We start from the raw sequence: 12,511 nt of genomic DNA on the forward strand, positions 1-12,511 counted from the left end.
CCGTATAATTAAAAACCTATTTCTATAGGAGGCGCAAAAGTAAAACGATGAAATTAATTATTGCTGAAAAGCCGGATCAAGGGCGTACCCTGGCATCTATTTTTAAAACGAAAAAACAACAAGGCTATATTGAAATTATGCCCAATGATATCTTTCCAAACGGAGCCTACATGACTTGGGCGATTGGTCACTTAACTGAACTTGTCCCTCCCGAAAAGTACAATCCCGAATGGAAAAAATGGACCCTCGACACCTTACCGATGATTCCTGAGCGTTTCCAATATCAAATTACAAAAGATAAAGTTAAACAATTTTCGATTATTAAAAAGCTCGTAAATGACCCGAAAGTAACGGAAATTATTCATGCAGGCGATGCTGGACGTGAAGGTGAACTCATCATTCGTAACATTCTCCGTTTAACTGGAGCCCGCCAACCGATGAAACGACTATGGATATCCTCCCTTACACCAAAGGCCATTAAAGAAGGTTTCCAAAAGTTATTAGATGAATCCGATACGAAAAATTTATATTACGAAGCATACACCCGGGCTTGTGCTGATTGGATTGTCGGCATGAATGCATCACGGCTATATAGTATTCTTTTAAAACAACGTGGTTTTTCTGACGTATTTTCTGTCGGACGTGTGCAAACACCAACCCTTGCACTCATTGTGAAACGGGAACTGGAGATTGAACAATTTGTCTCCGAACCGTTTTGGGAAGTGTTTGCTGACTTTTTAATGGCTGGAAAAAAATATCGTGGAAAATGGGAGCTTAAAGGAGATTCACGTATTAAGACTGAGGAAATGGCCAATAAAATTGCCGCCTTTTGTCAAAACAAACCGGCGGAGGTTACGGAAGTAAAACGGGAGAAAAAGGAATTTCAACCACCGATGTTGTATAACTTATCTGCCCTTCAGGCGGATGCGAACCGGCTTTTTAAATTTCCTCCGAAAAAAACATTAGATGTTTTACAAGGTTTATACCAAAAAGGAATTGTTTCTTATCCTAGATCTGATTCCAGATTCGTGACACCAGGTGAAGCAGCTAGTTTTCCTGATATTTTACAAAAACTTTCGCAACAACAAAAATATGCGGACTACTTCCCGCTTCCGATTCAATCCATTATGAATAATAAGCGCTATGTGAATGAGAAAAAAGTAACCGATCACTATGCGATTATTCCGACCGAACAAATACCGAATATTGAAAAATTAAGTGGCGATGAACAAAAGCTATATGATTTAGTCGTAAAAAGTGTGCTTGCTGCCCATTATCCGAAGGCAGTTTATGAATATACAACGATCACCACATTAGTGGACGGTCGCGCAACCTTTTTATCAAAAGGAAAAGTGCAATTAGAAGAAGGTTGGCGGAAAGTGATTCCAGCTAGTGACAAAGATAAAGATCCAATCCTTCCGATTGTTGAAGATGGCGAAACAGGTACCGTTGAAAAGGTACAAGTAAAAGAAGGAAAAACCCAGCCACCGAAACGATATACAGAGGGTCAGCTAATTACACTGATGAAAACTGCTGGTAAACATATTGAAGATAAAGAATTAGAAAAAGTGTTGGCAGAAACAGAAGGTCTTGGTACGGAAGCGACCCGGGCTGGCATTATTACGATGTTGAAACAAAGAAAGTATATTGAAATTAAACGAAATCTCGTATATGCCACTGCCAAAGCAAAAATTTTAATTACCGCGATTGGGCAAGAACTACTTGCTTCACCAGAAATGACAGCAAAATGGGAAAAACGTTTAAAAGAAATTTCAGAAGGAAAAGCGTCACCGGCCCATTTTATGCAAATGACGAATAAGATGATTACTCACTTAATTGAAGAAACGAAAAATAACATGAATAATTGGGAATTCGGTGAAGACGTAACTGAAAACTTTGTCCCACGAGAATATAAAAAGTCAACACCAAGAAAATTAGGGAGCTGTAAATTATGTGATGGCAATGTTGTCGATAAAGGGAGTTTTTATGGCTGTTCTAACTTTCAAAATAATGGGTGTAAATTTACGATTTCCAAAAAGATTTTAGGAAAGTCTATAACCCAAGCCCAATTGAAAAAGTTATTAAAAGATGGCATTACAGATGAAATTAAAGGCTTCAAAAGTAAAGAAAAGGAATTTACGGCAAAACTAGCATGGAATGAGCAAGAGAAAAAATTAAATTTTGTCTTCGAGAAAAGCGGAAAACCTTCTTAATTTAGAGAAGGTTTTCTTGTTTATATAAATAATGAAATGAAGCCTTTTATAATTTTAAACAGGATTGATGCGTACCAAATACAAAGTAAAACTAAAAAGAATAATGAACTATATTTTGTTAATTTCAATCTCTCTTCTGAAAAGACTGGCTCTTCCGCATATTCCCAGCGATTCCCTAACATTAACGCTTCCTCTGGGTCCGTATATCCGAACAATAGTAAAAAGAAAATGGGTATGCTAAGTGCAAATAAAATAAATGTCTCCAAACCATCCCCTCCCATTTTTAACAATTTATCTTTTATACGATAAAATTATCATAAAAGTTTCAAAAAAATTAAGGAGAATTATTATGTTGATCAATTATCCTAACCTTCCATGGTTAGAAGAACGAACAATTTTATTTGCTTCAACGGGTAGTTTTGCTTACGGAACGAATACGGCACATTCTGACCGTGATTATAAAGGTATTTGTATTCCACCTATTGATTATTATTTCGGATTAAACGCTTTTCACCAATACGATACAAGCGGTGGGAAAAATTTTAAAAATACGAAAAATGATGTTGATGTAACGATTTTTCATATAAATAAATTCGTAATAAACGCCATGAAAGGTGTACCTAATAATATTGAACTGTTGTTTTTACGGAAAGAGGATTATTTGAAGTTAACTGATTTAGGAGAAATGCTTGTTGAAAATCGGCATTTATTTTTATCGAAACAAATTTATCAAAAATTTGCCGGTTATGCCTTTTCGCAAAGAAAAAAATTAATTTCCAGTTTCAATTCTGAAAACAAGGAGTATGATACAAAACTGTTTATGCATACGGTAAGATTACTTACAAGTGCCATTGAAATTTTAGAAACTGGAGATTTTCATACATATCGACCTAACCGACAAGAATTACTCGATTGTCGCAATGGAAAGTATTCATTTGAAAAAGCATTGCAGTTAATCGAAGTCTACGATCATCAATTATCCGTTGCCTATGAGAAATCGAAGCTTCCAAACCAGCCAAATAAAGAAATAATCAATACGTTATTAATTGAAATCAATTTACGAGGGCATCAATTGCGCCCAGACGATATAAAAAATATGTAGAAGTTTGTCTTCATTTTTTTCTAATTAACCTTTATATTAATATATAAGATTTTTTTCAGAAAACAACTTGTGAAGAGGAGAATTACGTGATGTCCCTTAAAGAAAAAAGTATTGTATTAACTGGCTTTATGGGAGTTGGAAAAACAACAGTCGGTAAAGCCGTTGCTAAAAAATTATATCGGGATTTTATCGATATTGATAAAGAAATTGAGAAAAAGTTCCAAATGCCAACTACGGAAATTTTTAAAACTTACGGTGAAAAAACCTTTCGCCAAGCTGAAAAAGAAATGATTCTTCATTTTAGCGAACAAAAAATGAAAGTAATCTCCCTTGGTGGCGGTGCATTTTTACAAGAAGAAATTAAACAAGCGTGTTACGAAAATTGTATTATTATCTTTTTAGATTTATCTTTTGAATCGTGGAAGGATCGGATTAATTTAATTATTGATAGTCGACCTGTATTACAAGGGAAAACGTTAGAGGAAATGGAGCAGATATACAACGAACGTCAACCGATTTATCAAACTTATCATTCGAAAATTAACACCGATTCGTTAGATGTTGAGGAAACGGCTGAATATATTACGGATTCGCTGAAACTAGCTTGGGAGTTGTATAAGTAGATAATCTACAATTTTAGGGTGATTTTTATAAAGCTTGACCTTTATTCGGGCGATTTTACGATTATTAGCCTATCTTTGTAAATTCTATGAGCGATTTTTCCTGTTTAATGAGCGATTCGCTTACTTTTGTGAGCGAGTTGCCTTTTTTCATGAGCGACTTTTTCAATTTATGAGCGAATCGCGATTTTACGAGCGAATTGGCGTTAGCTATGAGCGATTTTGTAAGGTGTTTGATCGATATTTATCATTTAAAACATGCCTACTTGTCCTATGAGCAATTTCATACGACCTATGATCGACTTCACTACCGGTATGAGCGATTTGAATTCCTCGCCCAAAAAAAACAAACGACGTAAGCCCAACACTTACGTCGCTTTGCATTCCTTTATTTTTCCGCCTGTTCTTCTTCCCAAACTTTATTTAAAACTTGAACAAATGCATCCACCGGTTGTGCTCCGGAAACGGCATATTTATTGTTAAACACGAAGAATGGTACTCCTTGAACACCAATACTACGAGCTTCTTTAATATCGTCCATCATTTCATCGATATTCTCTTTACTGTTTAGTACACTACGAACGTCCGCTTCAGCAAGTCCTGCTTCAGTTGCCAAGCGAACAATTGTGTCGTGATCACTAATTAATTCACCTTCAGAAAAATGAGCTCGGTAAAAGCGTTTAAAAAACTCTGTTCCCTTTCCTTGCTTCTTCGCAAATTGGAATACACGATGAGCATCAATTGTATTGGCAAGTTTCGCTGTATCGTAATCAATATTGACACCAGACTGTTTCCCCATATTTACTACTTGGCTTAACATCGATTCCGCCTGTTGAATTGGTAGACCTTTTAATTCTGCAAATGTTTCTGCATAACTTTTCCCTGGATCATATTTTGCATCAGACATCAAAAGAAACGTTTTATATTCAATTTCAACATTATCTACCTGTTCAAAACGCTCTAATGCTTGGTCGAGGTGAGATTGACCTATAAAACAAAACGGACAAACAAAATCAGACCAAATTGTAACTTTCATTATTTTACCTCTTTCTCTTTTTGAATTGGACCACATACACCAGTATTTACATCACAAAAAAATCCTTCTGATGAATCATTTAGTTGTAATTCCTTTAAAATATCTAACTCAACCAATTTAATTGGAGTCGACTCTTTCGTTTCTTTCTTCTTTTCTGTCACTATTTTGCACTCCTTTATCTCGGTTTTCTTTGATTATAAATGAAATGAGTTTGAGAATCTATTTATTCGAATCGGTAAAGCTACTCATTTCCAACTGCAGACATCTCTTTCTCTTCACCATTTAAATTTCTAAAATCATGGCCGGACGGATTTTGGAAAATACGTAAACCAAATTCCGGAGCAACCACAAATAAATGATCAAAAATATCGTCTTGAATCGTTTCATATTCAGTCCAATCGGTCGTATTGGTAAAACAATATAGTTCTATCGGCAAACCTCTTTCAGTCGGTTCCAATTGGCGGACCATTAGAGTCATTCCTTTATGAATACCAGAATGATTAAGTAAGTAATTTTTTATATATGCACGGAACACACCGATATTCGTTAACGCTCGTCCATTTACCGGATTGCTTCGGTCAATATTATGCGTTTCATTGAACTTTTGTATTTCTACTAATCGTTCATCGATATAGTCGGCTAAAAAATTTATTCTGCGAAATTTGTTTATCATCTCATCATCACAAAATCGGATGGAATTAACATCGATATAAATTGGTCGTTTTATTCTTCGCCCTCCGGAATTTTGCATCCCTCTCCAGTTAATAAAAGAATCGGAAATTAACGAATAGCTCGGAATTGTCGTAATCGTTTTATCAAAGTTTTGCACTTTTACCGTATGTAAAGAAATTTCAATGACATCCCCATCTGCTCCATGTTTCGGCATCGTGATCCAATCACCGACACGAACCATATCATTGGCAGATAATTGCACACCTGCTACAAGTCCTAATATGGAATCTTTAAACACAAGCATTAGTACTGCAGAAAGTGCACCTAAACCGCTTAGTAAAATAAATGGACTTTTATTAAGTAAAATGGAAATAATTAGAATAATCCCTATTATTGCCAACACAATTTTTACAATTTGAATGACACCTTTAATTGGGCGGATTTTTGAAATCTCAAAGGTTTCATATATATCATGGAAAGCATCAAGCGCACTACTAATAACAATTAGGTTGACAATGATTAAATAAATATTTGCTCCACTTTCAATCAAATGTTGATAACGTGGAAATGTAGGTGCGAAATAATAAATAATAATCGCTGGTACGATATGGGATAATTTATGAAATACTCTACGTTTCAGAAGAATATCATTCCATTTAAATTTTGACATACTCACCATATGAGATATTATGCGAACGACAACCTTTTTCGTTAAAAAATTTGCAACAATACATATTAATGCTATTAATAAAATTGTAACTGCTGCAGCTAAGTATTGGCCGGTTTTCCCCTCAAAGCCTAAATTAAATATCCAGTTATTTATGAAATCCATAAAATCGTTCCCCTCCGTTGGAAATTACTAGTATTTTTTTATGTTTATTTCTGTTGCGTGTTTTTTTAGTGTGTACGAATTTATAATTATTCCTCGTCATCTTCAGGAAATTTAAAAGGTATATATTGGTCCAATTGGCGGATTGTATGAAACATAAAGAAGAAGACAAAAAGCCCAAATAGAATCATAGTAGCCTTTGTCATCATAATCCAACCTTAGCTATACTTTTCCGATTCATATGTCATCCCTAACCAAATTACGAAAATCCCAGCAATTTCAAAAACAGAACATGCGATAAATTTTTTGAGAACTGTTTTTCGCTTCGATACAATCCTCATTAATTTCCTCCCCCGCAAAATACCATTTTACAAGAATTTACTTTAAATTGAGATTAAAATTTCATTAAAAATTTTATACAGGTAAATATTTTCCCATTGTTGCATAAATAATTTTTAGTTAGCAAAACTAAATAACACAACAGTGATTATCTATATACAACAAATTTGTGAATATTAATACATTTGACATCGGCATTTCCACAATTGTATTATTATCTTAGTGTAAAAAAAATGGTAAGGAGATCTATATGGATATTTTAATTGGTTTATTAGGTGTAATTTTCACAATTGGTATTGCTTTTTTATGTTCAAATGACAAAAAGAATATAAATTTTAAAGCAATCATTATTTTACTTGTATTACAAGTGATCGTAACACTCTTCATGTTTAGAACAACGTTTGGTGCAAAAATTATTGAAGTTGTATCAAATGGTGTTACAAAAGTCATCAGTTATGGATATGAAGGAATTAACTTCGTAGTTGGTGGGTTAATTCCTGAAGGAGTTTCGGTCTTCTTTTTCAATGTCCTAATGGTTATTATATTTACTGCAACATTACTTTCAATATTAACATATATTAAAGTTCTCCCATTGGCAATTAAGTATATCGGTGGATTTTTAGCGAAAATTACAGGACTTTCTAAAGTAGTTACTTTTAACAGTGTTAACTCCATTTTCTTCGGGCAAAGTGAAGCAATTTTAGCGATTAAGACTCATTTAGACAAAATGAGTAATAATAAACTGTTTATTATTTCTACAAGTGCAATGGCATCGGTTTCAGCTTCAATTATGGGAGCTTATATGACGATGATTCCACCAAAATATGTTTTAGTGTCCATGCTTTTAAATGCACTATCTGGTTTAGTTGTTGCGACAATTATGACACCAATCACAAAAGAAGATGATGAAGAAATTAATATTAAAGATATTGCAACTTCCAATTCAATTTTTGGAGCGATTGGAGAAGGTGCTTTAGATGGCGGTAAAGTTGCTCTGATTGTTGCGGCGCAACTGGTTGCTTTCGTAGGGTTAATGGCATTGATTAATGGGATATTTACTGCATTAATTAATATTTCATTTTCTGAAATTCTAGGATACATATTTGCTCCTATTGCTTTCATCATGGGTGTGCCATGGAGTGAGGTAATTTCAGCTGGGTCAATCATGGGTATGAAATTAGCTACAAATGAATTCGTTGCCATGTTGCAATTCCAACCACTTATGCCTGAGTTATCGGCGAAAACAGTGGCTATTGTTTCATCATTTTTAGTGTCCTTTGCTAACTTCTCATCGATTGGAATTATTGCTGGTTCTATTCAAGCGATTCATGCAGAGAAAGCAAGCATCGTTGCCAAATATGGTTTAAAAATATTACTTGCTGCAACATTAGCATCAATTTTAACAGGAACGGTTGTTGGATTGTTTGTGTAGTGAAGATAATTAGGTAATGTTAATTTACATAAAAAACCAAGGGGAAACACATCTCCTTGGTTTTTTGTTCCGAATTTTTACTTCTTTAATATGGTATGATTTCGCTCACACTCCTCTTTCTCTCAGAATTACCTTCTGCAGGATTTAGCACCTTGTTAAACGATTTAATAGTTTAACAGGTTGCCGGGTTTCATCGGGCCTGTCCCTCCACCACTCTTGATAAGAATGTACAAAATATTTAGTTTTCGACTTTTTAGAATTGTTAGTTCGAAATTTATCACAATATTTTTTTCTTGTCAACACAAATAACTTATAAATTATTTTAAAAAAGTCTTACGAAAACGAAATTCAAAAAATGATATATGTATATACAAAAAATTAAAGATATTTTTTAATAAAAAATAAAAAGAACCGCAATTGATTTAATAAGTCATCATTGTTTGTGCTCATCAATTTTGAATCAGTCAAATCTGACATAAACGCACCGGAAGAGTTTAAGAAACGGATTTTATTGTAACTGTGCCAGACCAGATAAAAAGGACATTCGAAAAAGTTTGAGTTAAAAAAGTTACTGCTCCCCAATTAACTAAAAGAATAATACCGATTGTAAAAATCCCCCAAAATATTTTCTTCATCTAAGTTTATCGAAGATTTTTCACAATATACGAGTAAAGCTTTGAACGACTTTATTTATGAATGCAATAACGGAAATGATATATTTTTTGTTTCCTCTGAACAAGAAGCCCTTGAAAAATTATCAAAAGCTAAATAATGTTACACAAAAAAGTTTCAAATTACATACAATGATTTTGAAACTTTTTCTTTTTTATTTAATCACAAGGAAATGTTTTATCGCTTATGATTTTTTAAATCTTGTATCTCTTTTTCCAATCGTTCTACTTTTTCTTCAAGATCCCGCCTCGGTTCAGTAACTCGGCGACTGAAAACTTTAACTACCCCCACTACCGCTACAACAATACCGAGAAATGCAATAACAACAAAAAACGTTAATTCCATTCCTACGCATCCCCCTTTGCTTACTAGTTACTTAATAATACGAATATAAGTAGAAAAAAGTTTCCTCCCAATTAAAAAAGTGCCAACGGAAACATGTTAGCACTTTTATCTTTACTATAATTCAATTTGTTTAATAATTTTAGCTGGATTACCGCCAACTACTACATTATCTGGAACATCTTTAGTCACAACGGATCCGGATGCTATCACAACATTGTCCCCGATTGTTACACCAGGGTTAATAATAGAGCCTCCCCCAATCCAAACATTATCTCCAATGTTCACAGGTTTTCCATATTCTTTCCCTGAATTTCGTTCAATTGGATTGAGTGGATGAGTTGCCGTATAAATGTGCACATTTGGTCCAAGCATACAATTATCCCCAATTCGTATTTCACAAACATCTAAAAATGTGCAATCGAAATTGGTATAAAAATTTTCTCCGACATAAGTGTTATAGCCATAATCAAACCGAATATTTGGTTCCATATAAATATTTTCCCCTGTTGAACCGAGCAAGTCTTTTAAAATCTGAGTTCGTTTGTCACCTTCTGTTTCTAATGTTTGATTATAAACTCGAACTTTCCGGCGAGCCTCTTCACGGTCCCTAACTAACTCAGGTTCTGCCGGATTGTATATCTCGCCTGCTAACATTTTTTCTTTTTCCGTTTTCATTTGTTGCCCTACCCTTCAGAAGTTATGCTATGTATTTATCACCTTTTAGATTAACATACCCTAACAATTTCTGCGTAAGCTTCATCTTCCAAATACCATATCCAATTAATGCACCAATCATATTAAGAATAAAATCATCAATATCAAAACTTCCTCTTCTCGTAATAAATTGCATCGCTTCAACAACGAATAACAATACAATCATAGAAGAGATAAATTGACTAATTTTATTTATTCTTGCTATATAGTAAGGCAAAAAGACTCCCATCGGTAGAAATAACAGCAAATTACCTGCCAAATTTTCAATTGGTATATACATATTCATACTTCCATCAATCATCGCTTGAATATATGTATTGATTGTACGAAAAGGAACTAGGTTAGTAGAACTCATGACATAGGTTGAGAAATCTAACCCTTGCATCCGATCAACCCTAAATCTTAAAAATAATATATAGATTAGTGGTAACAAATAGATGATAAAGCTTACATTGATAACAGTCTTTATTACTTTTTTCATACTCTCCCTCCCCATACCATCATTAGATTACCATATTTTCCCAATAATTTCTATTTTACTATAAAAAAAGGTGTTTTTTAGAATATAATGAATTTACATAATGTTTGTGGACCCATTTTTTCATTTTATTCGTCTAAATAAGTAGGAAAGGGGGATCCATATTGTTAACGAAAGAGGAGAGCCTAGAAACAAAAGAGGAAAAACTACAAATTTTAATCGAAGAATATGCTTCTTATATTAATCGTTTAGCTTATCTTTATGTGAAAGATTGGGCGATTGCGGAAGATATTACCCAGGATGTTTTTATGAAGTGCTATGAAAAACTGGATACTTTCCGTGGTGAAAGTTCCTATAAAACTTGGCTTTATAAAATTACCATTAATAAGTGTAAAGATTATTTAAAAAGTAAATGGTACCGTAGTATACTGCCGACAGAATATATAAAGGAATTTTTATTAACGACAAACCGTACACCTGAACACCAAGTACTTTCGAATGACGAAAGACAAGCAGTTGCTAAGCTCGTTTTATCGCTACCAAGTAAATACAGAGAAGTCATCATTTTATTTTATTATGAGCAATTGAAAATTAAAGAAATTGCTGAAATAACGGGAATAGAACAAGAGACAATTCGAACACGCCTGAAACGCGCGAGAAACATCCTTCAAACAAAATTTGAAAGGAGGCTAAAAGAATATGAATGACCATCTTAATAATTTAAAAGAAATCATGGATGAAACGATGTTGAAAGATGGAGAGTTATCATCATCTAAGAAACGAGAAATCTATAAAAATACAATAGATAAAAAAGATATGAAAAATCCTAAATTGTTTTCTCCAATTTTATCGGTTGCATTAGCTTCCTTTTTCATTATCCTCATTGGCGGATTTTTAATCACGCAATCTTTTCAATCTCAAACGCAAAATTTAGCTAACTCAACTGATACTGAAAATAACTCTGCGGTAACTGAAGTAAACAAAGAACACAAAGATGATATCGATCCGTTCTATGAAGAAACTGTATATTATATACCATTTCAAAAGTATAACGATCCTGTAGTTGATGGGAATAATTTATTCGTTCACGTTAATAGTCCATCAGACATTTTAAACATCAATAAATTTATCCAATATAACTTACAGACAGGTGAGTACGAAGTATTATATGAATCCGAATATTCCAACGCAAATATGCAAGCTACTAATGTAAATAAAAACTGGATTACTTGGCTAGACTTTGGCAGAATTGGGAAAGCTAAAATCCTTGTCATCGATAGGTCCACTAATGAGATTAAAACGATCGCTGAGATTAATAATAGAGATGAAGTTCTCAGTCCTCCAACATTAGAAGATGACTATGTAGCTTGGATTTATACGAATAATGCTACAGAACAAGTAGAAGTTAAACTACACAACTTAGCGACAGAAGAAACGGAAGTTATTGCAAACGTACCTTTTCAATCTGAACTTTACTATTCAGTATTTATGATTGATGGAAAAATAGTATGGAATAACCATGAAAACGGTAAAGGATATTATTACTTATATGACATCGAAGGTAAAACAATTGAAAAATATGAAGAACCAATTCCTTATCCGCTAATGGTAAAATACAGTAATGACAAAATTTACGCTTTAAATAGTACAGGAAAGATACAACTCGAAGGTGCAGTGGTCGAATATTGGGATAATCAAACCTTTGGATATCTAGACATACAAACTGAGGAGTTTCAATCATTTCCCTATGATGTTCAGTTAAAGGATTTTGATGTCTATCAAAACAAAGTATTAATATTAGATACGCGCAGTAAATTATCTCTATATGAGTCTATAGATAATGAGTTTAAAGCTTCTAACATTACATTAACAAGCGGTGAAGAGCCATCATCGATCGCATTTGACACTAATGGAAATATAATTGTTAGTTATATAGGAACGGAAAAGGATTTAAATCAATATAAAATAAAGGTCGGCATCGTGAGAGTAAAATAAGTGTTTATTAAAATGTGATAAGGACATAACAGTAGAGCCTTATCACATTTTAATTTATTTTATA

At 33.5% G+C, this 12,511-nt stretch carries 14 protein-coding genes, 1 pseudogene and 1 riboswitch; of the genes and pseudogenes, 7 read left to right on the forward strand and 8 right to left on the reverse strand.

Features of this window, described 5'->3' with window-relative positions:
• The first annotated feature begins 47 nt into the window (after nucleotides 1-47).
• Complete coding sequence (locus GW534_RS05910) at nucleotides 48-2,213, forward strand: DNA topoisomerase III (RefSeq protein WP_161920136.1); 2,166 nt, start codon at nucleotides 48-50, stop codon at nucleotides 2,211-2,213.
• A 20-nt stretch (nucleotides 2,214-2,233) separates the two neighbouring features.
• Here the strand turns inward: GW534_RS05910 and GW534_RS05915 are convergent, their stop codons facing one another.
• On the reverse strand, nucleotides 2,234-2,479 hold the full coding sequence (locus GW534_RS05915) for a hypothetical protein (RefSeq protein WP_161920137.1): 246 nt from the start codon (nucleotides 2,477-2,479) through the stop codon (nucleotides 2,234-2,236).
• 83 nt (nucleotides 2,480-2,562) lie between these two features.
• Here GW534_RS05915 and GW534_RS05920 point away from each other — a divergent pair, with 83 nt between their 5' ends.
• Together GW534_RS05920 and GW534_RS05925 are read left to right on the forward strand one after the other, a co-directional pair.
• On the forward strand, nucleotides 2,563-3,315 hold the full coding sequence (locus GW534_RS05920) for a nucleotidyltransferase domain-containing protein (RefSeq protein WP_161920138.1): 753 nt from the start codon (nucleotides 2,563-2,565) through the stop codon (nucleotides 3,313-3,315).
• A gap of 89 nt (nucleotides 3,316-3,404) precedes the next feature.
• Nucleotides 3,405-3,938: a shikimate kinase gene (locus GW534_RS05925; RefSeq protein WP_161920139.1), complete on the forward strand. Its 534-nt coding sequence runs from the start codon at nucleotides 3,405-3,407 to the stop codon at nucleotides 3,936-3,938.
• A 385-nt stretch (nucleotides 3,939-4,323) separates the two neighbouring features.
• Here GW534_RS05925 and GW534_RS05930 read toward each other — a convergent pair whose 3' ends face one another.
• From GW534_RS05930 to GW534_RS16660, 4 genes are all read right to left on the reverse strand, one after another.
• Nucleotides 4,324-4,971, reverse strand: coding sequence for a DsbA family oxidoreductase (locus GW534_RS05930; RefSeq protein WP_161920140.1), 648 nt, complete (start codon nucleotides 4,969-4,971; stop codon nucleotides 4,324-4,326).
• Nucleotides 4,971-5,132 carry a hypothetical protein gene (locus tag GW534_RS05935; RefSeq protein ID WP_161920141.1) on the reverse strand — a complete coding sequence of 54 codons (162 nt, stop codon included), beginning with the start codon at nucleotides 5,130-5,132 and terminating at the stop codon, nucleotides 4,971-4,973. The genes GW534_RS05930 and GW534_RS05935 overlap by 1 nt, the downstream gene beginning before the upstream one ends.
• Nucleotides 5,133-5,212: 80 nt before the next feature.
• Nucleotides 5,213-6,475 carry a mechanosensitive ion channel family protein gene (locus GW534_RS05940; protein WP_161920142.1) on the reverse strand — a complete coding sequence of 421 codons (1,263 nt, stop codon included), beginning with the start codon at nucleotides 6,473-6,475 and terminating at the stop codon, nucleotides 5,213-5,215.
• A gap of 215 nt (nucleotides 6,476-6,690) precedes the next feature.
• On the reverse strand, nucleotides 6,691-6,813 hold the full coding sequence (locus GW534_RS16660) for a hypothetical protein (protein ID WP_281351981.1): 123 nt from the start codon (nucleotides 6,811-6,813) through the stop codon (nucleotides 6,691-6,693).
• Between the two features lie 248 nt (nucleotides 6,814-7,061).
• Here GW534_RS16660 and GW534_RS05945 point away from each other — a divergent pair, with 248 nt between their 5' ends.
• Both GW534_RS05945 and GW534_RS16115 read left to right on the forward strand, forming a co-directional pair.
• Nucleotides 7,062-8,243 (forward strand): NupC/NupG family nucleoside CNT transporter, encoded by a 1,182-nt coding sequence (locus tag GW534_RS05945; RefSeq protein ID WP_161920143.1) that lies wholly within the window; start codon nucleotides 7,062-7,064, stop codon nucleotides 8,241-8,243.
• Between the two features lie 113 nt (nucleotides 8,244-8,356).
• Nucleotides 8,357-8,469: riboswitch (SAM riboswitch) on the reverse strand.
• Nucleotides 8,470-8,886: 417 nt separating this feature from the next.
• Nucleotides 8,887-9,015 (forward strand): annotated as a pseudogene (locus GW534_RS16115) (DUF4180 domain-containing protein); the annotation flags it as partial.
• Nucleotides 9,016-9,092: 77 nt separating this feature from the next.
• Here the strand turns inward: GW534_RS16115 and GW534_RS05955 are convergent.
• From GW534_RS05955 to GW534_RS05965, 3 genes are all read right to left on the reverse strand, one after another.
• On the reverse strand, nucleotides 9,093-9,260 hold the full coding sequence (locus tag GW534_RS05955; protein ID WP_161920144.1) for a hypothetical protein: 168 nt from the start codon (nucleotides 9,258-9,260) through the stop codon (nucleotides 9,093-9,095).
• A gap of 114 nt (nucleotides 9,261-9,374) precedes the next feature.
• Complete coding sequence (locus GW534_RS05960; protein WP_161920145.1) at nucleotides 9,375-9,935, reverse strand: sugar O-acetyltransferase; 561 nt, start codon at nucleotides 9,933-9,935, stop codon at nucleotides 9,375-9,377.
• Nucleotides 9,936-9,957: 22 nt separating this feature from the next.
• Nucleotides 9,958-10,455 (reverse strand): VanZ family protein, encoded by a 498-nt coding sequence (locus GW534_RS05965; protein WP_161920146.1) that lies wholly within the window; start codon nucleotides 10,453-10,455, stop codon nucleotides 9,958-9,960.
• A 161-nt stretch (nucleotides 10,456-10,616) separates the two neighbouring features.
• Here GW534_RS05965 and GW534_RS05970 point away from each other — a divergent pair, with 161 nt between their 5' ends.
• Together GW534_RS05970 and GW534_RS05975 are read left to right on the forward strand one after the other, a co-directional pair.
• Nucleotides 10,617-11,159: a sigma-70 family RNA polymerase sigma factor gene (locus tag GW534_RS05970; protein WP_202630841.1), complete on the forward strand. Its 543-nt coding sequence runs from the start codon at nucleotides 10,617-10,619 to the stop codon at nucleotides 11,157-11,159.
• The gene (locus tag GW534_RS05975) at nucleotides 11,152-12,447 is read left to right on the forward strand and encodes a hypothetical protein (RefSeq protein WP_161920147.1); all 1,296 of its coding nucleotides are present in this window, start codon (nucleotides 11,152-11,154) and stop codon (nucleotides 12,445-12,447) included. Before GW534_RS05970 ends, GW534_RS05975 begins: the two co-directional genes overlap by 8 nt.
• Nucleotides 12,448-12,511 lie beyond the last annotated feature (64 nt).

This window comes from Pallidibacillus pasinlerensis (genome assembly GCF_009996845.1).
Taxonomy (GTDB): domain Bacteria; phylum Bacillota; class Bacilli; order Bacillales; family Caldibacillaceae; genus Pallidibacillus; species Pallidibacillus pasinlerensis.